Annotated in this window: 21 protein-coding genes and 1 pseudogene; 11 read left to right on the top strand and 11 right to left on the bottom strand. The window is 57.1% G+C overall.

Annotation, left to right across the window (positions count from 1 at the left end; all coding sequences use genetic code 11):
• The first annotated feature begins 9 nt into the window (after positions 1 to 9).
• Positions 10 to 2,139, top strand: coding sequence for a lipase family protein (locus PSH88_RS15620; protein WP_305421407.1), 2,130 nt, complete (start codon positions 10 to 12; stop codon positions 2,137 to 2,139).
• Positions 2,140 to 2,205: 66 nt separating this feature from the next.
• On the opposite strand, the gene PSH88_RS15625 is transcribed toward PSH88_RS15620, so the two are convergent.
• Entirely contained in the window at positions 2,206 to 2,502 is a 297-nt protein-coding gene (locus PSH88_RS15625) for a hypothetical protein (RefSeq protein ID WP_305421408.1), read from the bottom strand.
• 504 nt (positions 2,503 to 3,006) lie between these two features.
• Between PSH88_RS15625 and PSH88_RS15630 the strand changes: the two genes are divergently transcribed.
• Together PSH88_RS15630 and PSH88_RS15635 are read left to right on the top strand one after the other, a co-directional pair.
• Positions 3,007 to 3,276, top strand: coding sequence for a DUF2790 domain-containing protein (locus PSH88_RS15630; protein WP_305421409.1), 270 nt, complete (start codon positions 3,007 to 3,009; stop codon positions 3,274 to 3,276).
• A 90-nt stretch (positions 3,277 to 3,366) separates the two neighbouring features.
• On the top strand, positions 3,367 to 3,765 hold the full coding sequence (locus PSH88_RS15635) for a hypothetical protein (protein WP_305421410.1): 399 nt from the start codon (positions 3,367 to 3,369) through the stop codon (positions 3,763 to 3,765).
• On the opposite strand, the gene PSH88_RS15640 is transcribed toward PSH88_RS15635, so the two are convergent.
• Positions 3,762 to 4,031 carry a DUF1652 domain-containing protein gene (locus PSH88_RS15640; protein ID WP_305483290.1) on the bottom strand — a complete coding sequence of 90 codons (270 nt, stop codon included), beginning with the start codon at positions 4,029 to 4,031 and terminating at the stop codon, positions 3,762 to 3,764. The two genes, PSH88_RS15635 and PSH88_RS15640, sit on opposite strands and share 4 nt — an antisense overlap.
• A 387-nt stretch (positions 4,032 to 4,418) precedes the next feature.
• On the opposite strand from PSH88_RS15640, the gene eco reads away from it, so the two are divergent.
• Complete coding sequence (gene eco, locus PSH88_RS15645; RefSeq protein ID WP_305421412.1) at positions 4,419 to 4,901, top strand: serine protease inhibitor ecotin; 483 nt, start codon at positions 4,419 to 4,421, stop codon at positions 4,899 to 4,901.
• Positions 4,902 to 4,931: 30 nt separating this feature from the next.
• Here the strand turns inward: eco and ilvA are convergent.
• Positions 4,932 to 5,927 (bottom strand): annotated as a pseudogene (gene ilvA, locus PSH88_RS15650) (threonine ammonia-lyase, biosynthetic); the annotation flags it as partial.
• Between the two features lie 247 nt (positions 5,928 to 6,174).
• Between ilvA and PSH88_RS15655 the strand changes: the two are divergent.
• The gene (locus PSH88_RS15655) at positions 6,175 to 6,525 is read left to right on the top strand and encodes a DUF2834 domain-containing protein (RefSeq protein WP_305421414.1); all 351 of its coding nucleotides are present in this window, start codon (positions 6,175 to 6,177) and stop codon (positions 6,523 to 6,525) included.
• Positions 6,526 to 6,584: 59 nt separating this feature from the next.
• Here PSH88_RS15655 and PSH88_RS15660 read toward each other — a convergent pair whose 3' ends face one another.
• A complete protein-coding gene (locus tag PSH88_RS15660) occupies positions 6,585 to 7,508 on the bottom strand; it encodes a magnesium transporter CorA family protein (protein WP_305421415.1) in 924 nt (307 codons plus the stop codon).
• Positions 7,509 to 7,515: 7 nt separating this feature from the next.
• Positions 7,516 to 8,994 (bottom strand): RimK family ATP-grasp domain-containing protein, encoded by a 1,479-nt coding sequence (locus PSH88_RS15665; protein WP_305421416.1) that lies wholly within the window; start codon positions 8,992 to 8,994, stop codon positions 7,516 to 7,518.
• 200 nt (positions 8,995 to 9,194) lie between these two features.
• On the opposite strand from PSH88_RS15665, the gene rimI reads away from it, so the two are divergent.
• Complete coding sequence (gene rimI / locus PSH88_RS15670; protein WP_305421417.1) at positions 9,195 to 10,292, top strand: ribosomal protein S18-alanine N-acetyltransferase; 1,098 nt, start codon at positions 9,195 to 9,197, stop codon at positions 10,290 to 10,292.
• Positions 10,293 to 10,399: 107 nt separating this feature from the next.
• Here rimI and PSH88_RS15675 read toward each other — a convergent pair whose 3' ends face one another.
• Both PSH88_RS15675 and PSH88_RS15680 read right to left on the bottom strand, forming a co-directional pair.
• Entirely contained in the window at positions 10,400 to 11,551 is a 1,152-nt protein-coding gene (locus PSH88_RS15675; RefSeq protein ID WP_305421418.1) for a PQQ-dependent sugar dehydrogenase, read from the bottom strand.
• A gap of 51 nt (positions 11,552 to 11,602) precedes the next feature.
• Entirely contained in the window at positions 11,603 to 11,962 is a 360-nt protein-coding gene (locus tag PSH88_RS15680) for a hypothetical protein (protein WP_305421419.1), read from the bottom strand.
• A 209-nt stretch (positions 11,963 to 12,171) separates the two neighbouring features.
• Between PSH88_RS15680 and ku the strand changes: the two genes are divergently transcribed.
• Positions 12,172 to 13,032 (top strand): non-homologous end joining protein Ku, encoded by an 861-nt coding sequence (gene ku / locus PSH88_RS15685; RefSeq protein ID WP_305427006.1) that lies wholly within the window; start codon positions 12,172 to 12,174, stop codon positions 13,030 to 13,032.
• 82 nt (positions 13,033 to 13,114) lie between these two features.
• Here the strand turns inward: ku and lpxO are convergent, their stop codons facing one another.
• Complete coding sequence (gene lpxO / locus PSH88_RS15690) at positions 13,115 to 14,014, bottom strand: lipid A hydroxylase LpxO (RefSeq protein ID WP_305421420.1); 900 nt, start codon at positions 14,012 to 14,014, stop codon at positions 13,115 to 13,117.
• 382 nt (positions 14,015 to 14,396) lie between these two features.
• On the opposite strand from lpxO, the gene PSH88_RS15695 reads away from it, so the two are divergent.
• Positions 14,397 to 14,603 carry a hypothetical protein gene (locus PSH88_RS15695; RefSeq protein ID WP_095054913.1) on the top strand — a complete coding sequence of 69 codons (207 nt, stop codon included), beginning with the start codon at positions 14,397 to 14,399 and terminating at the stop codon, positions 14,601 to 14,603.
• A 90-nt stretch (positions 14,604 to 14,693) separates the two neighbouring features.
• Here PSH88_RS15695 and PSH88_RS15700 read toward each other — a convergent pair whose 3' ends face one another.
• Positions 14,694 to 14,975, bottom strand: a complete 282-nt coding sequence (locus tag PSH88_RS15700; RefSeq protein ID WP_305421421.1) for an excalibur calcium-binding domain-containing protein — start codon at positions 14,973 to 14,975, stop codon at positions 14,694 to 14,696.
• A gap of 650 nt (positions 14,976 to 15,625) precedes the next feature.
• Here PSH88_RS15700 and PSH88_RS15710 point away from each other — a divergent pair.
• Positions 15,626 to 17,215, top strand: coding sequence for an ABC-F family ATPase (locus PSH88_RS15710; RefSeq protein WP_305421422.1), 1,590 nt, complete (start codon positions 15,626 to 15,628; stop codon positions 17,213 to 17,215).
• Positions 17,216 to 17,507: 292 nt separating this feature from the next.
• A complete protein-coding gene (locus PSH88_RS15715; protein ID WP_305421423.1) occupies positions 17,508 to 18,695 on the top strand; it encodes an MFS transporter in 1,188 nt (395 codons plus the stop codon).
• A 117-nt stretch (positions 18,696 to 18,812) separates the two neighbouring features.
• Here the strand turns inward: PSH88_RS15715 and speB are convergent, their stop codons facing one another.
• Positions 18,813 to 19,772, bottom strand: coding sequence for an agmatinase (gene speB / locus PSH88_RS15720; protein ID WP_305421424.1), 960 nt, complete (start codon positions 19,770 to 19,772; stop codon positions 18,813 to 18,815).
• 22 nt (positions 19,773 to 19,794) lie between these two features.
• Positions 19,795 to 20,886 carry a polyamine ABC transporter substrate-binding protein gene (locus PSH88_RS15725; protein ID WP_305421425.1) on the bottom strand — a complete coding sequence of 364 codons (1,092 nt, stop codon included), beginning with the start codon at positions 20,884 to 20,886 and terminating at the stop codon, positions 19,795 to 19,797.
• A gap of 101 nt (positions 20,887 to 20,987) precedes the next feature.
• On the opposite strand from PSH88_RS15725, the gene PSH88_RS15730 reads away from it, so the two are divergent.
• Positions 20,988 to 21,890, top strand: coding sequence for a LysR family transcriptional regulator (locus PSH88_RS15730; RefSeq protein ID WP_305421426.1), 903 nt, complete (start codon positions 20,988 to 20,990; stop codon positions 21,888 to 21,890).
• Positions 21,891 to 21,980: the final 90 nt, after the last annotated feature.

A 21,980-nucleotide genomic window follows, 5' to 3' on the forward strand; every position in this document is an offset into this window, starting at 1 on the left:
AATTCACACATGCCAGCAAAGAAACCAGTACAACCGCTACTGACTGATACTAAACAAGCCTGCCCGCTCAGAGGCACTTGGGTTAGTTTTCAACTAGTGGATGAGTCAGGGGATGGTAAACCCTATGCCGGCTTAGCCTACAAACTTGTTGATAGTACCGAGCAGTCTCATGAAGGGATTTTAGATTCTGAAGGTTTCGCCAAGGTTTGCGACAATTACGAAGGCCCCGTCATTCTCACAGTGGATAGCACCTACAAAGGAGACGACAAGTTCTATAAATCTCTAATGACACGGCCGAGCTACCCTCTAAAAATCACCGAATTACAGGTGCGAGCCGAAACAACCCGTTTCATCCGCAAGGATGGTCTACGGGTTGAAAATAATCCTGCAAAAGCGAAAGCCGACCATTTTTTTCACATCGAAGTTAAACACTTAGTTCAAAAACACACCCATCTTCCTCCTGAATCAAAAAGCAAATACCCACCGAATCATAATCTTCTAAATTTAATGGGCGACCTTGGATTCGGCCAAGAAAAAATGGACCTATGGGGAGTTGTCTTACTTCCGAACAAGCACACTGCTCTTGAAATTCGCCCGTTACGCTCTTATCGCCCTATGCTTTCAAAAGACAATAAATTCAGCGCCTTGAATTTGTATCAGCTTTCTTTGTTTGCCAGTCTTAGCTACTGCGACTTTGGTCAAGAACCGGCCGAACAGCCAACCGACACTGTCAAATTACCTCTCGATCCGAGCGTCGGATACTTGTTTGGAAATGGACTGGCTAGTTTCAAAGAAATCTGGAAAATCAATTCAGCCCAGACGATCCCTTACTACCCGCTTTATGAAGATGTGCCCTACTCGAAGCGTTTCGAAGTCCTGCCGTTTGATCCGACGCTCTACGAAAAAAACAAACCTGAATTAGGCGAAGAGCAGGAATGGCCTGCAAAATGGCATTTCTTTGATGATGGCCAAGTAAAAGGTGGTAGTAATACTCAGGCTTTCATAACCCACCATGACGAAGTCATTCTGATTTCCGTCCGTGGAACGAAAGAACTCGTGGACTTTGTGCGAGACACCGATGCAGAGCAAGTTCCATTTGAAGAGGGTGTAGGTAAAACGCACCAAGGCTTCTACAAGGCCTATAAGGCGATGAGTAAATTTGTTCAGGTTTACCTCGACCAGTTCCACACGGGGCAAAAAATCATTATTTGCGGGCATAGCCTGGGCGGGGCAATCGCGACATTGCTCGCAGAAGCGTTACGACGTAGTCCAAATGCGTACGACATATTGCTTTACACCTACGGCTCCCCAAGAGCCGGCGACGCCGACTTCGTCAACGGCGCCGCAGAACTGGCCCATCACCGAATGGTCAACAATAACGACCCGATCCCAAGTGTTCCCGCGCCATGGATGAACACTCGTAAACGTATCTGGGTGCCCGGTGTAATCATCAGTTTTGTCACCGCCCCGTTAGGCGCTCTGATTTTCGCTGTAGGCCTGTCGCGAACCGGCGGCGCGCCATACGAGCACCACGGCAATTTGCACCACTTCATGCCCGTCCACTTTAAAGGACGTGAGCAATCCGCCGTTCTCTGGGATCCAGGTTGCGATTCCATCGAAGAGGCCGCCTGTACCAAAGCATTGAAGAAGTTTGGAGACTTACCCGACCGTGCCGCTTTTGTGCAGCAACTGTTCCACATGAGTGATCACTACATGGTGCCCTCGTACATTCCGTACGCCTGGGCAACATTGCGCCGCTGGCAGCAAACCCAGGAAAGCGGAACCACGGTGGTGACCAAGACTGAGTACGATCAGGTCTACTACCAATTGCAAGAGATGCAGGACCGTTTGAAGGCAAAGGAAGTTGAACTGAACAACGCCTTCCAATACGACCGTCAGGCAAACCAGCGAGAAGCGAGTTTACTGAGAGCGGAAATAGGTCGGTTGAATACAGCCCGGCAACGGCTGCACGCCTTGAGCTTCCTTAAACTGACGCCCGAAGACATTTACGGCTCTGCCGCCCAGGCGCCGGAACATAAAATCAACGTCGATCGCTGGATGGCGAAAAAAGAAAACACTGTCGAGGTTCAGCTCGCAATGATTCCTCAAGCGAGTGGCAGTGAACTGAGGACGGCTTAGTTTTCAGTGCGTCCCGCAAACAAGCCAGCCTTCATAAGAGACTGGCTTGTTTGTCATGCTGTGGCGTCAGACCGGCGCTTTCCAGCCCATCATCCGCTGCTGCGCGACCTGCAGCAGGTCGTAACCATCCTGCGTCAGCAGATAAAGCGCATGGGTAATGTGCGGAATGTCCTGAACATCGCCGTGCTTGAAGCATTGGCAGTGGAGTGTTTCAAGTAACTGGCTGGAGGCTCGGATGCGCTGCAACGCGGCTTCGAGAATATCTTGGGGATTGGCTTCTGTGTCGATCACCAAAGGATTTGAGTCGGTGACACTGCTTTTGATTGAACGGTAGCGTTCGGGGAACGGATTTATCGTTGGCATAGTAATTACTCAAGTATTAATTAGTAATCGCCAGCACCGTGACCAAACGATGGGAGGCGGCTGCGTACAGGCTTGGTCAACCGCTAACACTCAAAACGGCTCGCCCGAAAGCGTCCTGCACACAGCCACCATTACAACGCACTACGAGACGTAGAAGTCCGCAGAGCGAATGATGGCACATATATGTGCAGTGTTAGTCAGGTGACCAAACCTGTTCGCTGATTTTGCAGCGAAGCCAAACAATAACCGCTGGCAGCCGGCCGGCGAAAGGCGACAAAGCGCCCTAACTTGTAGGAACGGGCCGAAGCTCCCGCAGCTTTTTTACCTAAATGAAACCTCTGACAGAAAACGCCTCACGACAAACGGCATTCACGCAGTTAACCATCGCTTAACTCCACGGTCCAAACTTTAATGGACCGCACGCCCTCAGCTACCTCTGACGCCCAGTGCGGCAGGTTCGACGTTCTTCAGTCGAACTGACTTCCTCTGCACTGGAGACCCATCATGAACATGCGAACACTACTGATGACCACCGCCCTCGCCTGCACCGCGCTCGCAGGTTTCGCTCAGGCCAACGATACGTCGTCCTCCCAGGCCGTGCCCTACCACTACGGCATGCCGCTGCATGTGGGCAAGGTCATTTCCATGATCGAACCGTCGACATTGGACTGCAAGGTGGTCACCGCTGAGATGAAGTACATCGATAGCGCCTCGGGCAAGCCTGCGGCAATCACCTACCTAAAACTTTCTGACGCGTGCAGTTATCAGAACTGACAGAAGATTCTGATTCGGTGCTTGGCAGTAGGCCAGTGAGGGTTCTGACGCTATGCTTTGGCGTCTCCCTCACTGCCGAACGGATTTGCCATGCAGTTCTCATTTCGCACTCTGTCGACGTTCACCGCCGCGCTTTGTTTTCTGCTGGCACTGGTCTGGGGTTTGATGCCGCAAGGGTTGTTGGCAATCTGGAGTATCGAGTATTCGTCAGCGGCGGGCTTTATCGCCAGGCGCAGTGCGGTGCTGTTCGGCGCATTGGGGGTGATGTTTTATTTCGTGCGGCAGGCACCGCCCTCGGCGGCGCGAAGCGCGATGTGCAGCGGCTTTATGGTGGGGTGTTTCGGTTTGGCAGCACTGGGCTTCGGCGAATGGCTCAATGGTCATGCCGGGCCGGGTATTTTGCTGGCGATCCTGGTGGAATTGGCGCTGGGCCTGGGGTTTATCCAGACCCGGCGCGTGTCGGTCGAACTGGGTGAAACGGCCGGTTAATGGGCTTTCGACTTAGCGCTGAACAACTGGCCATGGCTGTTGTGCTCAAGGTCGGTGCGTAACTCGGCGATCAGATTATTGATCTCCCGACACCCGTTGAGGCGATGGGCGTCTATACCGGTGACGCACAGGTCGAGATGGTCAGTCTCGTTGTCCGAATACACTTTGACGGTCATCGACAGGTCCGGCGACAGCGTGCATTGGCAGCGCTTCGGGAGAAAACTGCTTTCAACGATATTGCGTAGTTCCAAGGCAGAAAGAAACATGGCCACCCTCTCGGTATTGTGAGATTGCCAATCAAGAATCAATGTCGGTCGGAGCTCAGATCACCCGTTCTTTTCTTCCTGGCGGGCTTCATCGTTCCAACGTCCGACCGTTTTTTTGTTTCAGCGCCGACTCAACGAGACCGTGGTCAACTCAAGACAGCTTCAGCATAAAACATGCCCAGAATTTCGCCCTGCGACTCGTCGGCAAATCAAGGGTTGGGCGGGGGTGGCAATAAAGCGAGTCGTGCAATATGCAAGAAAGGACTGTTTCAAGCCCTGCATTTTGCAAACACCCCGATGGCGGGTTTGCATTGGGCGAGGACGGCAGTAAGAATGCGGCCCATCCAATTAGTATCCGCTGACCCCACACACACGCAAGGAGGCATCATGGGTGCTTTGCCGCTTAACACGACCGCCGGGCTGATAGTTGCCATTCTGTCGTCCGTAACCCACGCCGCAACCCTCGAAGATGTCGCTCCATACCCCAAGCCGGAGAACGGTTTTACCCGCCAGGTCATTCATCTCACCCCGCAAAAACAAGAAGACGGCTATCAGGTCGAAATCCTGGCCGGCAAGACCCTGACCGTCGACTGCAACCGTCAGCGCCTGGGCGGCATGCTTGAGGAAAAGAACCTTGAGGGCTGGGGCTACCCGTTTTACCGACTGGAAAAAGTCACCGGCCCGATGAGCACGATGATGGCCTGCCCGGATGGCAAGAGCAAAAAGGACTTCGTGCCGGTGGTCGGTGACGGTTTCAGGCTGCGTTACAACAGCAAGTTGCCGATCGTGCTCTACGTGCCCAAGGACGTCGAAGTGCGCTACCGGATCTGGTCGGCGTCGAGCCATGTCGAGAAAGCCGTTCAGGAGTAAACGGCCTGTCCCTCACGCCGACACGCCGCTCAACGCGGCGCGCTCGGCCACATGTCGCAAACTGTCGAAATTGATGTTCGCTCCCGAATCGATGGCCACCAGGGTCTGACCCTTGGCGCCGGTTCGTGCCACGTACTGTTTGATCCCGGCCACGGCCAAGGCGCCGGAAGGCTCGGTGATCGAGCGGGTATCGTCGTAGATATTCTTGATGGCGGCGCAGAGTTCGTCGTTGCTGACGGTCATCACCTCATCGACACAAAACCGGCAGACCTCAAAACCATAGGCACCAATCTCTGCAACGGCCACGCCATCGGCGAAGGTGCCGACGGTTGGCAGCACAACCCGTTCGCCAGCCTGTAATGCAGCCTGCAAGCAGGCGGAATGTTCCGACTCGACGCCGATGATGCGGACTTCAGGGCGCAGGTATTTGACGTACGCGGCAATGCCGGCGATCAAGCCACCACCGCCCACCGGAATGAAAATCGCGTCTAGCGCCCCTTGGTGCTGGCGAAGGATTTCCATGGCGACGGTGCCCTGCCCCGCGATCACGTCCGGGTCATCGAAGGGCGAGACAAAGGTGCGACCGGTTTGCCTTGCCAGGCTCAGTGCGTACTCCAGGGCAAACGGAAAACTCTCGCCGTGCAACACCGCATTGGCGCCTCGGCTGCGGACACCCGTCACCTTCAATTCCGGCGTCGTGCAGGGCATGACGATGGTTGCGGCGATACCCAACTCGCGGGCCGCCAATGCTACGCCTTGGGCATGGTTGCCCGCCGAGGCCGTGATCACGCCACGGGCTTTCTGTTCGTCGCTCAGGTTCACCAGTTTGTTGTAGGCACCGCGGATCTTGAAGGAAAACGTCGGTTGCAAGTCTTCGCGCTTGAGCAGGATCTGATTGCCCAACGCCTCGGACAAGGCCGGTGCGGTTTGCAACGGCGTGCGCACGGCGAGTTCGTAAACCGGCGCGGCGAGGATCTTTTTCACGTAGTGCTCTAGCAAGCTCTGCTGGGCGGGGGTGCTGTTCATGGTCGTCTCCTGACTTTGATCGGAGCCCAGAGACAGAAAGTAAAAACCCGCCTCTAGGGCGGGTTGGGTGCTGCAGTCGTGAGCTAGCCCGCCAAATAAGGAATGGCGGTAATAATGCTTGGCTGGCAGCGCAATACGGTGGAAGTCATGGCTGGAAATTAGCCGGACGCTAATGGCAAGTCAATGGCCAATTTTCGAGGGTCGCTGTAGGCTGGCGATTCTGCTCATTGTCCCAAGGAAGGAAACCATGAAGTCTGTCGCCCTGCCCCTCATCGCCCTGATCGTTTTCGCCGGCTACACCATTTCAGTAATGCTACAAGCCGAGCAGTCGTTGCTCGACTTCGGCATCAGCCTGATGTCGCGGCCGGATACCGCGCAGGTGGTGATCGATCTATACCTATTGGCGACCCTTGCCGGTATCTGGATGTACCAGGATGCGCGCAAGCGTGGGCAGTCGGGATTGTCAGTGGTTCCCTATCTGTTGGTGACGGCGATTTTTGTGTCTGTCGGGCCGTTGTTGTATCTGGTGGTGCGGGGGCTTCAAAGTGGGAAAACTCCATCGATACCACTCAACAAGCATGATTCAGGATTGTTGTGATTTTTCGATGGCTTTCGCGAGCAAGCCCGCTCGCGAAGGCGATCTGACAGCCGCCGGAATCACTTCGCCAGGCGCTTGAGGCCAATCACCATCCCCCCCGCCCCGAGCATCATCGCCGTCAGAAACAACGGATAGGAAAGCCACCACGGCGTGCCGGCGGTCATCATGCTGAACTCGGACATACCGCCAATGCTCGCAATCAGGTTCAACGGCAGAAACACCACGTTGATCAACGTCAGTTTGCGCAGCAGGTTGTTCATACTGTTGTTCATCAGGTTGCCCCGCGCATCGATCAGCCCGGAAAACACCGTGGAGTAGATTTCCGCCTGTTTGTAGCACTGGTTGTTTTCGATAATCAGGTCGTCGATCAAACCAATGGCTTCAGCGCTGAAGTGTTCCTTCGCCGCATGATTACGCAGCCGGGTCAGGACCGCGCCGTTGCTGTGAATAGCGTTGATGTAATAGATCAGGCTTTCGCTGAGGTTGAACATCTGAATCAGGTGCTGGTTCTGCATCGAGGCATTGAATTTTTGTTGCAACTCCCGGGCAACCATCTTGATCACCTTGAGGTGCCCCAGATAGTGGTGAATGTTGTTGAACAACAGGTCGAGCAACACATCCAGTGGCGTGTTCAGTGACTGCCGCGTGCCGAGGCCGCTGAGCGGCGAGTCGTCGGTGGCGATCACCAGCAGACGCCCCGGGGAAAACAGCAAGCCGCAGGACGACACTTCGAAGGCCAGGCTGCCGCCACCGGAGTAGTTTTCCGGGCGCTTCCAGATCAGGAACAGGTTGTCGGGGTGGAACTCGATGCGCGACACCTCGTCGGGGTCCAGGGCTGAGGCCAGAGCGTGTTCGTCGAGTTTGAAATGGCTGTGCAACAGATCCCGTTCGGCCGCGTCGGGGTTACTGAATAGCATCACGTCGGCGTCTAGCCGCTCAATCGCGTGCAGGGCGCCGTGGCTCAGCTCAAAACTCTTGATCATCGGCCGCTCACCAGGCTTGGCCGCGGCGTTTGAGCTCCAGCCGACGGACAAACTCTTCCAGCACCAAGGAATACAAATCGTCCTGCAAGTAGGCGTCTTCGATGCCTGCGTCCATGTTCGGGTTGTCGTTGACTTCGATCACCACCACTTTGTCGCCGGACTGTTTCAGGTCAACGCCGTAGAGGCCGTCGCCAATGAGATTCGCGGTTTTTACCGCCAGTTCAACCACCGCTCGCGGCGCTTCGTGAACCGCCAGGGTGCGGCATTCGCCGTTGATGTCCTGGCCTTTGGCTTTGTGGTTGTAGATCTGCCAATGGCCCTTGGACATAAAGTACTGGCAGGCAAAGATTGGTTTGCGGTTGAGCACGCCAATGCGCCAGTCGTATTCGGTGTAGAAGAATTCCTGGGCCAGCAGCAATACCGAGTGTTCGAACAGTTCGGCGGTGGCTTCAAGCAAGGCTTGCTGGCTTTCAACCTTGATAACGCCCTTTGAGAAACAACCGTCGGGTATCTTCAGCACCAGTGGAAACCCCAGACGCTCGCCTACCCGCTCGAAATCTTCCGGTCGTTCCTTGTAGAGGATTTCAGTGGCGGGCATACCCAGCTGATGGCTTTTGAGCAAATCAGTCAGGTACACCTTGTTGGTGCAGCGCAGGATCGACGCCGGGTCATCCATCACCACCAAACCTTCGCTCTCGGCTTTTTTGGCGAAGCGGTAGGTGTGGTTGTCGACGCTCGTTGTCTCGCGGATCAGGAGCCCGTCGTATTCGGCGATTCGGGCGTAGTCCTTGCGTTCAATCAGCTCGACGTCGATGCCTAGTGTCTTGCCGACCCTGACAAAGTTGTCCAAAGCCTTGGGATTAGAGGGCGGTAATGCTTCTAGCGGATCGTGCAGAATGGCCAGGTCATAACGGGCCAATCGCCTGGAGCGCGGCATGCGCCAGATCTTGCGACTGAAACTGTCGAGCGCATGAGCGAACTGATCTTCCTGATCTCCACGCAACTTATGCAAGGCACCAAACTTTACACCTTCGATATGCCAACCGTTAGTTCGACGAAACTCAACCAGCAATATCGGACAAGGAAAAACCTCGAACAACTGTCGAGCCAGATCCTGTAATGGTTCGATAGAAGTTTTGCCGAAGTACAGTGTCAGGGTAAACCCTTCGGTATCGCTGTAAAGGTGATTGCTGAGGGCTTTTTCCAGGGTTTTATCCAGATCATCCAGGGCCAGGCCATACAGGGATTTACGGGTCAGTTCGCTGATGGTTCGCACCGATGGAATAACCTTGTGCCCCCGCGCTTCGGCCAGCAGCGAGCAGTAATAACCGTGCCCGAGGTACTTGTAGCTGCGGCACAGGTTGATCACCTGAACCCGCTTGCCCTGCTCGTTGTCGCGGGTCTGTTCGAGGTATTCCTGGGCAGTGACGATGTCTTCACTGGGAAAGTAGGAGGCCCAGTCTTCCTTGCGTTCGACGATGATCATCAACTGGCTGGAAGTTCTGATCGAGCCATTTAAATAATTTGCAGAAGTTATTGCTGTCGGCAACTTTTGCTCAGATACTTCGCGCCAATGACCTTGTACCGCTGACATAGTGATTGATCCATTGAAGAACAAGACCTTTCCTATTAAGCACGAACTTTTTCGAAAGTCCCGTTTCGTTACGCAACTTTTACGGCGGTCATATGAATCCTGTTTTTCGCTTGGCGGTAGTTGAAGACATACCGGCACTGCTGGCACTCGAACAGCAATGTTTCACCACGGACCGGCTCAACAGTCGCAGTTTTCAATGGATGATTAGTCGGGCTCACGGGCAACTGCTGGTGGCCCAACGTGGCGAGCAATTAGTGGGCTATGCGGTGGTGCTGTTTCACCGGGGCACTTCATTGGCGCGCCTGTACTCGATTGCGATAGCCCTTGATGCTCGCGGCAGTGGACTGGGCAAGCAATTGCTCGAACGTGTCGAGGCCTGCGCCGTTGAGCATGACTGCGCCTACCTGAGGCTGGAAGTGCGTATCGACAATCCGACGGCGATTGCTCTGTATGAGCGCAACGGCTACCGGCGTTTCGCGCTGATTCACGACTATTACCAAGACCATGCCGACGCGCTGCGATTGGAAAAACGTATCCTCCACCACCACGATTCACGCAACATCAAGGTGCCTTACTACCCGCAGACCACCGAGTTCACCTGTGGCCCGGCCTGCCTGCTGATGGCCATGGGCGCGCTGCAAGACGATCGAGCGTTGGAGCGCGGCGAAGAACTGCAAATCTGGCGTGAGGCGACCACGGTGTTCATGACGTCTGGTCACGGTGGCTGCAGCCCTCAAGGTCTGGCGCTGGCAGCATGGCGGCGTGGCTTTCGGGTGCGGCTGCAACTGAGCATGGCCGGGCCGCTGTTTCTCGACGGTGTGCGCGATGCTCATAAAAAGGATGTAATGCGCCTGGTACACGAGGAGTTCACGGCGCAGCTGCAAGCCACCGACGTGGAACGAATGATCGGCGGACCACTGGATCTGCCACGGTTACTGCACGATGGTGGACAGCCGCTGGTATTGATCAGCAGCTATCGCCTGACCCGTTCCAAGGCGCCGCACTGGGTGATCGTCACCGATTGCGATGAAGAGTTCGTCTACCTGCATGATCCGGATGTGGATCACAGCCAGCATCGTCAGCCGATGGACTGCCAGCACTTGCCGGTCAGCCATGGGGAATTCGACAAAATGTGCAGTTTCGGACGAGGCAAGCTGCGGGCTGCGGTGATTCTCTACCGGCGTGAGTAAACCTGTGGCGAGGGAGCTTGCTCCCGTTCGAGTGCGAAGCAGTCGATTGCATGGGGGGCGCTTGGCACCCCAGCGGGAGCAAGCTCCCTCGCCACAGGTTATGCGTTTTACTTCAACCCAACCTTGTACAACACACCATCGTCCTCATCGGTCAGCAAATACAAATACCCATCCGGCCCCTGCCGTACATCGCGAATCCGTTTATTGAGTTCACCGAGCAACCGCTCTTCGTGAACGACTTTGTCGCCTTCGAACTGCAGGCGAATCAGTTCCTGACTCACCAGCGCCCCGATAAATACGTTGTGCTGCCAGGCCTTGAAGCGATCGCCGTCGTAGAAGGCCATGCCGCTCAGGCCCGGGGACTTTTCCCAGACATGGTGCGGGGCCACGGTGCCTTCGGCGGTTTCGCCCTTGGCTTCCGGGATCGGCAGGCCGGAATAGTTGATGCCGTGGGTTGCCAGCGGCCAGCCGTAGTTCTTGCCTCGTTCGATGATGTTGATCTCGTCACCGCCTCGGGGGCCGTGCTCATTTTCCCAGAGTGTGCCGCTCCAGGGGTTGAGTGCCGCGCCTTGCGGGTTGCGTTGGCCGTAGGACCAGATTTCCGGGCGAACGCCTTTTTGCCCGACAAAGGGGTTGTCCTTCGGCACCTTGCCATCCGGGTAGAGCCGCACGACCTTGCCTTGGAGCTTGTCGAGGTCCTGCGCCGTGGGCCGGTCGTTATTCTCGCCCAGGGTGATGAACAGATAACCGTCGCGGTCGAACACCAGCCGCGAGCCGAAATGATTGCCGACCGAGAGTTTGGGCTCCTGACGGAAGATCACATTGAAATCCTTGATCGCCGTCAGGTCTTCCGACAACCGTCCGCGACCGACCGCCGTGCCGGCCTTGCCGCCTTCACCGCCCCCTTCGGCGTAAGACAGATAGACCATGCGGTCTTGCTTGAAATCGGGCGACAACACCACATCGAGCAACCCGCCTTGCCCCTTGGCCCAGACCTGAGGCACGCCACTGAGCGGGCCCGAAAGTTTGCCGTCGGCGCTGACCACCCGCAGGTTGCCGGGCCGCTCGGTCACCAGCATCCCTTGGCGGTCGGGCAGAAACGCCAGCGCCCAAGGGTGCTCCAGGCCTTTAACGATTGGCGTGAGCTCAACGGTGCCCTGCTCGCTTTTAAAATCCTGTGTTGGCGCCGCGAAGACGGGCGCCGTGACTGTCAATAACGCGCTGGCACAGAAAGTGGCCAAGAGGGTTTTACCCAACATGCACGATTCCTTTTGTCGTCAAAATGGCTGGCAAGACTTCTGTCCTGCCGTTCAACGGTAGTTGCGGCCCGAGTCCCGGGGCGGTGGATTGGGAATGAATTTCGGTGGGCTGCTGGGAGCCGATCGATCTTGCGGATAGCGGTTGCCGATACCGCCGTTATCGAGCGTTGGGGGTCGTGGCACAGGCACCGTGTTTGGACCGCGGATCACCGGGATGCTTGGCTGGGTGCCTTGCATGCTGTTGGGATTGGCCCGACGGATCGGGCTGTTGTAGGGATTGTTATTGGTGCTGCCCGGCAGGTTCTGCGCCATCAGCAAGGACGAGGACGGCGATGCGGCGTCTGCCAGAGCCAAAGGGCTTAGCAGGCCACTCAATGCCAGCGCGATGACGCCGAGCACACATCGGTTCATGGGGACCTCTCTAAATGAGCGTGCCACATTTCATGGATGAATGAAGCCACGCTACGCCCAGGGTTCGAATTTGTTAACTGAAACCTCCCCCACAAGATGTAACACGAGTTAACGGCACCGCCGATCCGCCCGCAGGACCGGGCCGCTGCCGACTGAAACTTTTGCCCTTGACCACAGGTCACCAGAACATCAACGACGAGATCACGACGATGGCACGGGCAATCTGGAAAGGCGCAATCAGTTTCGGTCTGGTGCACATCCCCGTGGCGCTGGTTTCGGCGACGTCTTCGCGCGGGATTGATTTCAACTGGCTCGACAGCCGCAGCATGGACCCGGTCGGCTACAAGCGCATCAACAAGGTCACCGGCAAGGAAGTCAGCCAAGAGCACATCGTCAAAGGGGTCGAGTACGAAAAGGGACGTTACGTGGTGCTCAGTGAAGAGGAGATTCGTTCGGCCCATCCAGTGTCGACCCAAACCATCGATATTTTTGCCTTTGTCGCCAGCAAGCAGATCCCTCTGCAAAACATCGACACGCCCTACTACCTGGCGCCGGACAAGCGCGGCGGCAAGGTCTATGCGCTGTTGCGCGAAACCCTCAGCAAAACCGACAAGGTCGCGCTGGCCCGCGTTGTGTTGCATTCGCGCCAGCACTTGGCGGCGCTCATGCCGCTGGAATCAGCCATGGTGCTGGTGATGCTGCGATGGCCCGCCGAAGTGCGCAGCCTTGATCAACTGGAACTGGGCAGTGAAGTGACCAAGCCGGATCTGGCCAAAGGTGAGCTGGAGATGGCCAAACGACTGGTGGAGGACATGAGTGCCGACTGGACGCCCGAGGAGTACCGCGACAGCTTCGAAGACAAGATAATGGCGCTGGTCGAGAAGAAAGCGAATGAAGGCAAGATCGAAGATGTCGAAACGGCGACAGGGGAAGAGGTGCGTAAAACCGCCGATGTTATCGATCTGACCGAGCTGCTCAAGCGGAGCCTAGGTGGCAAGGGTGGCGGTAAAACGACAGCAAAAGCCAAAACGACTACAGACAAAAAAGCCACGAAGCATTCTCGTGGCTGACCGCTCCCACAGGTTCGGCGGGCGCGTGGATACTGCGGGAGCGGGCTTGCCCGCGATGGCGTCATGCGCCACAACGCAAAATTCAGATCAAAACAAAAATCACCAGCAACCCACCAAAAACCGCCCACTTCTCCAGGTAGTAGCGAGTGCGGTTACGTTTCTTGAGCGCTTTGCCGCGCAGGCGAATCTTGTAGATTTTGGCGAACAAGCGGTTGATACCACCGACCTTGTCGCCGGCATCGTTCGGCGCCCCCGCCGCCGCCATCACCGTACGGCTGAACCAGCGGTTGAACGCCGCCGCCCAGCGATACTTCATCGGCCGCTCAATGTCACAGAACAGGATGATGCGGTTCTGCGCGGTGGTGTTTTCGGCGTAATGAATGAAAGTCTCATCGAACATCACCGCTTCGCCGTCGCGCCAATGGTAGTTCTCACCGTCGACGTTGATGTAGCAACCGGCATTGTTCGGCGTTTCCAGTCCCAAGTGATAACGGTAGGAGCCGGCATACGGATCGCGGTGACGCACCAGTTTCGAACCCGGCGGCAATTCAGCAAACATCGCGGCCTTGATCGAGCCGATGCTTTGCACCAGCTCAGTCGTGCGCGGGCAGAGCTTTGCGGCCGATGGGTGACTGTCGCCGTACCATTTCAGATAGAAACGTTTCCAGCCACTTTTGAAAAACGAGTTGAAACCAACGTCGTCGTACTGATTCGAACGCTTGATCTCCCCGGCCTTGAGCAGATTCTGGCCTTCGGCGCGAATCTCTTCCCAATGAGCCTGCAAAGGGCTCAAGTCGGGAAAGTCTGCCGGATTGAGATAAGGCTTATTGGGTGTTTTCGAGAACAGATAAAGGAAGCAATTGATCGGCGCCAGAAACGTCGAGTGGTCGCTCAGTTGGCGGCCTAATTTGTGGCGCACTTTTCCACGCAAGTGAACATATGCGATGGAGATGACATAAATAGCGGCAATAATAAGTTTCACGAAAATCGTCACACGTCAGAAGTGAACAAACTGCGTCCCAATGGCGCGTTCTTGAGCCATGCCGACGGTCGGCACAGGGTCGAAAGATGGCATTTTAGCCATACTTTGTAATTAATAGTTAACCTTCAACTGTGAAAATGTGTCCACGTTATTGTTAGCGCGGGTCGGCCGTAATGCGAACCGCTCTCCCGATAGTAGCCTCCTGCCATACCACCATCCGTCGCATATGTAAACACGACACTCAATACGAGGCCCTGTCTGGCTTAGGCTTTGCAAAGCCCGGACCTAGCAGCCCCAGAGCGACGTAATTCTGACGCGGCGGCAATTAAATTAACGTTTAGGACTCCAGCGATACGCTTGGTCAGTCACCGGGAGATGTAACGTGTCAACTCTCAATGAAATCGCAGCGAACCACGCGAGAATGGCTAAGGCAAAAGAAGAAGAGTCGACCGGGCTGAGTGAGCGACACCTTCAAATAGTGGGAAGTTTTGAAATCCCATCCATTGATGAACAACAACACATTCCACTGCACCTCATCACCGGAGGGCAGGACAACCACCTCGGACAAGCCACTGGCTACTTGCTCTGAGTCTCGATCTGGTCAGTCACCGGTTTGTCGCGCGCGGTTCAGCGTGCGGCAAAGCCAGAGTTTCAACTGCTGTTGCTCAGCGGCAAATAGTCATTGGCACCACTGCGACTCACAGGGTATTGCGTCGTTGTCGCCGTCCATTTTCATTCCTGGGCAATTTTGCAGAAAGTTCTTGGCCTCTGCACACGAGGTCATCTGCGAACAATACTTGCGTCCATCACATTTGAAAGGAGCTGAAACAGGCTTTGGCGCAGTCACGACTGTAGCGATTTGTTTGGGATTCGATAGTTGAGCCGCAGCCCAGGACTGTAGTTCAGGGGAAAGCTTCCAAGCCAACAGACCAACAACAAGCATCACCAAAATCAGTTTCATTTTGATCCCATCCATGATGAGAGACCATTTGCGCTCCCGCTATCGATCAGGTGATGGTCAGCGGTGATGACAACGAAGCGCCAGCGCGCCCGGAAACCCGGCCCCTGACGAAGAAGAATAGACCCCTCTGCACCGCCCTGCGCGACATAAGGGAGACGAATCTGAATAGGTGCCCACCCTGACCAAGTGCTGGCCATTCAGTAATCCATCTGAAACACACCAGGCCGGGCAAGCGGTGCTGACTTTACCCAGAGCCACGCCCGGTGTCCCGAACACAACGCTGAACAAAAATAACATCGACGTGTGATCAAGGAGTTCCCCTACGTGTGCCCGCCCCCTGAATGAGCCAAACCATCAGACAGATCCCGGTTCTGCATAAACCAGCGCCGAACCTTGAAGAAGCGTGCGACACGTTATCGCCCACCGTACAACTGCCGTCACACTTATGCGACAATATGCACAATGTCTGGCATGAATCCCGCCTTTATTGCCCAACAGCTTGGACACAGCGTCCAGATGCTGCTCTCGACTTATGCGCGCTGGTTGAACTCTAGCGGTGACTGGGGAGAGATGGAAAGAAACTCCAGAACGCCCCAGGAATGGCCTAAGCGCCAATTGCGCAGCTCGCAACCCATTGATAGGTAAAGTAATTGATCTCCACAGCTAACATCACGATGCAGTTCGGCGCCAAGCCGCTATTCGAAAACGTCTCGGTCAAATTCGGCGCCGGTAACCGCTACGGCCTGATCGGCGCCAACGGTTGCGGCAAGTCGACCTTCATGAAAATCCTCGGTGGCGACCTCGAGCCGTCCGGCGGCCAGGTCATGCTTGAGCCGAACGTGCGTCTGGGTAAATTGCGTCAGGACCAGTTCGCCTACGAAGAATTCACCGTGATCGACACCGTGATCATGGGTCACGAAGAGCTGTGGAAGGTCAAGGCCGAGCGCGATCGCATCTACTCGCTGCCGGAAATGACCGAAGAAGACGGCATGGCCGTGGCCGAGCTGGAAACCGAATTCGCCGAAATGGATGGCTACACCGCTGAATCCCGTGCCGGCGAGCTGTTGCTGGGCCTGGGTATCGGCATTGAGCAGCACTTTGGCCCGATGAGCGAAGTGTCCCCGGGCTGGAAACTGCGCGTATTGTTGGCGCAGGCACTGTTCTCCGATCCTGAAGTGCTGTTGCTCGACGAACCGACCAACCACCTGGACATCAACACCATCCGCTGGCTGGAAAACATTCTGACCCAGCGCTCCAGCCTGATGATCATCATCTCCCACGACCGTCACTTCCTGAACAGCGTGTGCACCCACATGGCTGACCTGGACTACGGCGAGCTGCGCCTGTTCCCGGGCAACTACGACGAGTACATGACCGTAGCGACCCAGTCCCGCGAGCAACTGCTGTCGGACAACGCCAAGAAGAAAGCGCAGATCTCGGAACTGCAATCGTTCGTCAGCCGCTTCTCGGCCAACGCCTCGAAAGCCAAGCAGGCCACTTCCCGCGCCAAGGCGATCGACAAGATCCAGCTGGCCGAGGTCAAGCCTTCGAGCCGTGTGAGCCCGTTCATCCGTTTCGAACAGACCAAGAAGCTGCACCGTCAGGCGGTCATCGTCGAGCGCATGGCTAAAGGCTTCGACGGCAAGCCGCTGTTCAAGGACTTCAGCTTCCAGGTTGAAGCCGGCGAGCGCGTGGCGATCATCGGCCCGAACGGTATCGGTAAAACCACCCTGCTGCGCACCCTGGTCAACGAATTGACTCCGGATGCCGGTACTGTGAAGTGGACCGACGCCGCGGAATTGGGCTATTACGCCCAGGACCACGCTCACGACTTCGAAGATGACTGCAACCTGTTCGACTGGATGGGCCAGTGGACCCAGGGCGGCGAGCAACTGGTTCGCGGCACCCTCGGCCGTATGCTGTTCTCCAACGACGAGATCCTCAAGTCGGTCAAGGTCATCTCCGGTGGTGAGCAAGGCCGCATGCTGTTCGGCAAGCTGATCCTGCAAAAGCCGAACGTGCTGATCATGGACGAACCGACCAACCACTTGGACATGGAATCCATCGAGTCGCTGAACCTGGCGCTGGAGAACTATCCGGGCACGTTGATCTTCGTCAGCCACGACCGTGAGTTCGTATCGTCCCTGGCCACCCGCATCATCGAGTTGAGCGCCGACGGCGTGATCGACTTCAGCGGCACCTATGACGACTACCTGCGCAGTCAGGGTGTTTTGATGTAAGACGGCTTCTAGCCTCAATTGAAAAGCCCTGTCCTGGTGACGGGGCTTTTTGCATTTCAAGGCCAAGGGATGCTTTGGTGCTGACACCTTCGCGGGCAAGCCTGGCTCCTACGGTTTTGTGTCGTTCGCGCGTAATGCGAACAACTCGGGACCTCTAGGAGCGAGGCTTGCCCGCGAAGAGGCCCTCGATAACGCTGCAAAATTCAAAGGCCAATATAGTTAGCCTGCTTCCTTTTATTCCCCACCCACGCCATGATGCAGTTCTCCTGCCGCCGCCCGCGAACGAGCTCTCATGTCTGTGCAGCAACTGCCCCCGCAAAGCTCAATAGCGATCACCCTGCAGATCGTCTCCATCGTTTTCTATACCTTTATTGCCTTCCTCTGTATCGGCCTGCCGATTGCCGTGTTGCCGGGGTATGTCCATGAGCAGTTGGGGTTCAGCGCCATCGTGGCGGGGCTGACCATTGGTTCTCAGTACCTGGCCACCCTGCTCAGTCGGCCCATGGCCGGGCGTCTGTCGGACAGCATCGGTACCAAACGGGCGATTGTTTACGGCTTGTCGGGGATTGCGTTGAGCGGCGGGCTGACATTGCTGTCGACCCTGCTGCAAAGTGTGCCGTGGTTGAGCCTGATCATCCTGATCGCTGGCCGGTTATTGCTGGGCATCGCTCAAGGGTTGATCGGGGTCGGCACGATCAGCTGGTGCATGGGCCAGGTCGGTGTCGAGCACACGGCGCGTTCGATTTCCTGGAACGGCATCGCTTCGTACGGCGCCATCGCCATCGGCGCGCCATTGGGCGTGGTGATGGTCGCTGAACTGGGGTTCACAAGCCTCGGGATCGCGCTGTCGTTACTGGCCCTGCTAGCGCTGCTGTTGATCCGCAACAAACCTTCGGTGCCGGTGATCCGCGGCGAGCGTTTGCCGTTCTGGGCGGTGTTCGGGCGCATTGCCCCCTTCGGCGCGAGCCTGAGCCTGGCGTCCATCGGTTACGGCACGCTCACCACTTTTATTACCCTGTATTACGTCAGCCGTGGCTGGAGCGGCGCGGCTTACTGCCTGACGGTATTCGGGGTCTGCTTCATTCTGGCGCGGTTGTTGTTCATATCCAGCATCAGCCGTTTCGGCGGCTTCACCTCCGCCATCGCGTGCATGACCATTGAAACCGTCGGGTTGGTCCTGCTGTGGCTGGCGCCCTCGACGGGTTATGCCTTGATCGGCGCCGGCCTGACCGGGTTCGGCCTGTCGCTGGTGTATCCGGCGCTGGGGGTGGAAGCAATCAAGCAAGTGCCCAATGCCAGTCGCGGAGCGGGTTTGAGTGCTTATGCGGTGTTTTTTGATCTGGCACTGGCGATTGCCGGACCGCTGATGGGCACGGTGGCGTTGAACCTGGGGTATTCGTGGATTTTCTTTAGTGCGGCGTTGTTGTCGGTGACCGGGCTCGGTTTGACCTTATTACTGAAACACCGCGCAATGGCCTAAGCCTGCCGTAAATCTCCTGTGGGAGCGGGCTTGCTCGCGAATGCGGTGGATCAGACACATTAATGTCGACTGACACGCCCCTTCGCGAGCAAGCCCGCTCCCACATTGGTTTGTGTGTTACCGATCAACCTTATGCCTGGCCGCATACAAACACAGCATCTCCATGGCCAACGTCGCCGCCGCCAGTGAGGTAATGTCCGCGCAGTCGTAGGCCGGTGCCACTTCCACCACGTCCATCCCCACCAGGTTGATCCCGCGCAACCCGCCGAGAATCTCCAGCGCCTGCACCGTGCTCAAACCGCCGCACACCGGCGTTCCGGTGCCCGGCGCAAAGGCCGGGTCGAGGCAATCGATGTCGAAGGTCAGATACACCGGGTGGTCACCGACCCGCGCACGAATCGCCTCGACAATCGCCTCGCACCCTTGCCGATGCACCTGCCGCGCATCCAGTACCTGAAAGCCCTGATGATCGTCATTGGTGGTGCGCAATCCAATCTGCACCGAGCGCGATGGATCCACCAACCCTTCTTTGGCCGCATGCCAGAACATCGTGCCGTGATCGACGCGTTTGCCCTCCTCATCCGGCCAGGTGTCGCTGTGGGCATCGAAGTGAATCAATGACAACGGGCCATGCTGGCGGGCATGCGCCTTGAGCAGCGGATAACTGATGAAGTGATCGCCGCCAAACGTCAGCATCGCGCAACCGCCGCTCAGGATGTGCCCGGCGTGAGCTTCGATGCTTTCCGGCACCGATTGCGGCGTGCCGTAATCGAAGGCGCAATCGCCGTAGTCGATCACCGCCAAGTGATCGAACGGGTCGAACGTCCACGGCCAGTGGCGTTCCCAGGCGATCCCGGTGGATGCCGCCCGAATGCCGCGCGGTCCGAAACGCGCGCCGGGGCGGTTGCTGGTGGCGGTGTCGAACGGCACGCCACTGACCACGACGTCGACACCACGCAAGTCGCGGCTGTAGCGACGGCGCATGAAACTGGTGATACCGGCGTAGGTGCTTTCGGCGGCAGTCCCGTAAAGACTGTCGCGGGTCATGGCCTGATCGTTCTGTGCAGGGACGTCCATGAGTGTGTTCCTTATTGTGGGCTTATTGGCGGCTACGGAAAGTGGCCCACAGACGGGTGCGCTGACGCATGTCCTTGAGGCTCATGCTGCGGTCGGCATACAGCCGCTCACGCACCTCGCTCTGCGGGTAGATGTCGGGATCGCTGCGCACCGCCTCATCCACCAATGGCGTCGCCGCCCGATTGGCCGTGGCGAAGAACAGCGTATTGGTCAGCGCGGCGACGGATTCGGGACGCAACATGAACTCGATGAAGGCCCGGGCGGCTTCGGGGTGCGGCGCATCCTTGGGAATCGCCAAATTGTCCTGCCACACCAGCGTGCCCTCCCGCGGAATGCGGTACGCCACCTCGAATGGCTTGTTGGCCTTGCGCGCCTGATCGGCAGCCATGCTCGCGTCACCGTTGTAGGTCAATACCAGGCAGACGCTGCCATTGGCCAGATCGTTGATCTGGCGTCCGGTGGCGACGTACAGCACCGATGGCTGCAACTGACGCAACAGCGCGTCGGCGGCTGTCAGATCAGCCTTGTCGGTGCTGTAGGGATCTTTACCCAGATAATGCAGTGCCAGGCCGATCACCTCTTGCGGCGAGTCGAGAACCGCAATGCCGCAGTCTTTCAACTTGCTGGCGTATTCGGGTTTGAACAGCAGGTCCAGGCTGTTGAGCGGTACGTTGGGCAAGCGCTGCTGCACTGCTTCGACATTCATTCCCAACCCGAGGGTGCCCCAGGTATAAGGCACGCCATACCGATTGCCGGGGTCGACCGCCGCCAGTTTTTCCAGCATGTCCGGGTCGAGGTTGGCGTAACCCTTGAGGCCATCGTGAGGAATTTCCTTCAGCGCGCCCGCCGCCAGCCCACGGGCCAGCACACTGGACGACGGCACCACCACGTCATAGCCGCTGCCGCCGGTGAGCAGCTTGGTTTCCAGGACTTCCGGCGCATCGAACGTGTCGTAGCGCACATGGATGCCGGTTTCCTTTTCGAACCGTTGCAAGGTCTCGGGCGCCACGTAATCGGCCCAACTGTAGAGATTGAGGACTTTTTCCTCTGCCTGGGCCGGCACGGCCATGGCGAGGAACAGCGCGGGTAAACACAGCTTGAAGAGCGGAGCCATGACAAACACCTGACCGGAGGAAGTGGTTGCAGAATGCGTCGTCAGTTACATTGGAAAAATACCAAGTTAGTTATCCTGACTTTAGTGCGGAGTAATGTTTGATGCTCGGTCAACTTCACGACCTGGACCTGCACCTTCTGCGCCTGTTTGTCAGCGTGGTGGAATGCGGTGGCTTCAGCGCGGCCCAGGGTGACCTGGGGCTGAGCCAGTCGAGCATCAGCCAGCAGATGGCCAGGCTCGAAACCCGGCTCGGTTATCGCCTGTGCAGTCGCGGCAAGGGCGGGTTCAAAGTCACCCCCAAGGGCGAACAACTGCTCCTTGCCATTCGCGCCTTGTTCGAGTCGATCGAAGCGTTCCGACATCAATCCAACGGCGTGGCCGGACGCTTGATCGGTGAAGTGCGCCTGGGCTTGTCCGAAGCGCTTGATCAGTCGGTGCTGCAACGGGTTGCCGAGGCGATCCGGCGCTTTCGCGAACGGGATGAATCAGTGCGTATCGAGCTGATCAGCGCCATGCCCGGCGAGATGGAGCGGTTGTTGCTGCAACAACGGCTGGACCTGGCGATCGGTTATTTCTCACAGGCGCAGAGCGCTTTTGACTACCGCGAGTTGTTCACGGAAACCCAGCATTTGTATTGCGCCCCCGGGCATCCGTTGTTCACCGATGAGGCGCCTGACGATCAAGCACTTCAGGCCTGCGACCGGGTCGATCACCCCTACCGCTTCCTGCGCAGCGACGAGCCGTTTCAGGGGAAGAGGTGTTCGGCGCGTTCCGAGCAGGTCGAAGGCACCCTCGCCTTCATTCTTTCCGGCAAGCACGTTGGCTACCTGCCCGATCACTTCGCCCGCAGCTGGGAAGACAAAGGATTGCTGCGCGCCGTGCGCCAGGGCGATATGAGTTTTGAGGTGGCATTTCACCTGGCGCGCCATCGTGCTCAGGTGCCGGGGGATGCGCAGAAGGCGTTTGAAGAGGATTTGCTCGCGGCGTTTGCGGCGCCCGTTTAATCCCCGGCGCACACTGTGGCGAGGGAGCTTGCTCCCGCTGGGCTGCGAAGCGGCCCCAAAAATCGGCTATCGCGATATTCCAGTTAAACC

Source organism: Pseudomonas wuhanensis (assembly GCF_030687395.1).
Classification (GTDB): domain Bacteria; phylum Pseudomonadota; class Gammaproteobacteria; order Pseudomonadales; family Pseudomonadaceae; genus Aquipseudomonas; species Aquipseudomonas wuhanensis.

What these genes read in the sequence shown, in the direction of transcription:
- PSH88_RS15635 (WP_305421410.1), top strand. Translation starts at nt 3,367, where the DNA reads ATGCAGTTCTCATTTCGCACTCTGTCGACGTTCACCGCCGCGCTTTGT.
- PSH88_RS15655 (WP_305421414.1), top strand. Translation starts at nt 6,175, where the DNA reads ATGAAGTCTGTCGCCCTGCCCCTCATCGCCCTGATCGTTTTCGCCGGC.
- PSH88_RS15625 (WP_305421408.1), bottom strand. Translation starts at nt 2,502, where the DNA reads ATGCCAACGATAAATCCGTTCCCCGAACGCTACCGTTCAATCAAAAGC.
- rimI (WP_305421417.1), top strand. Translation starts at nt 9,195, where the DNA reads ATGAATCCTGTTTTTCGCTTGGCGGTAGTTGAAGACATACCGGCACTG.
- PSH88_RS15665 (WP_305421416.1), bottom strand. Translation starts at nt 8,994, where the DNA reads ATGATCATCGTCGAACGCAAGGAAGACTGGGCCTCCTACTTTCCCAGT.
- speB (WP_305421424.1), bottom strand. Translation starts at nt 19,772, where the DNA reads ATGGACGTCCCTGCACAGAACGATCAGGCCATGACCCGCGACAGTCTT.
- PSH88_RS15715 (WP_305421423.1), top strand. Translation starts at nt 17,508, where the DNA reads ATGTCTGTGCAGCAACTGCCCCCGCAAAGCTCAATAGCGATCACCCTG.
- ku (WP_305427006.1), top strand. Translation starts at nt 12,172, where the DNA reads ATGGCACGGGCAATCTGGAAAGGCGCAATCAGTTTCGGTCTGGTGCAC.
- PSH88_RS15630 (WP_305421409.1), top strand. Translation starts at nt 3,007, where the DNA reads ATGAACATGCGAACACTACTGATGACCACCGCCCTCGCCTGCACCGCG.
- PSH88_RS15730 (WP_305421426.1), top strand. Translation starts at nt 20,988, where the DNA reads ATGCTCGGTCAACTTCACGACCTGGACCTGCACCTTCTGCGCCTGTTT.
- PSH88_RS15725 (WP_305421425.1), bottom strand. Translation starts at nt 20,886, where the DNA reads ATGGCTCCGCTCTTCAAGCTGTGTTTACCCGCGCTGTTCCTCGCCATG.
- PSH88_RS15640 (WP_305483290.1), bottom strand. Translation starts at nt 4,031, where the DNA reads ATGTTTCTTTCTGCCTTGGAACTACGCAATATCGTTGAAAGCAGTTTT.
- PSH88_RS15700 (WP_305421421.1), bottom strand. Translation starts at nt 14,975, where the DNA reads ATGAAACTGATTTTGGTGATGCTTGTTGTTGGTCTGTTGGCTTGGAAG.
- eco (WP_305421412.1), top strand. Translation starts at nt 4,419, where the DNA reads ATGGGTGCTTTGCCGCTTAACACGACCGCCGGGCTGATAGTTGCCATT.
- PSH88_RS15675 (WP_305421418.1), bottom strand. Translation starts at nt 11,551, where the DNA reads ATGTTGGGTAAAACCCTCTTGGCCACTTTCTGTGCCAGCGCGTTATTG.
- PSH88_RS15680 (WP_305421419.1), bottom strand. Translation starts at nt 11,962, where the DNA reads ATGAACCGATGTGTGCTCGGCGTCATCGCGCTGGCATTGAGTGGCCTG.
- PSH88_RS15660 (WP_305421415.1), bottom strand. Translation starts at nt 7,508, where the DNA reads ATGATCAAGAGTTTTGAGCTGAGCCACGGCGCCCTGCACGCGATTGAG.
- PSH88_RS15620 (WP_305421407.1), top strand. Translation starts at nt 10, where the DNA reads ATGCCAGCAAAGAAACCAGTACAACCGCTACTGACTGATACTAAACAA.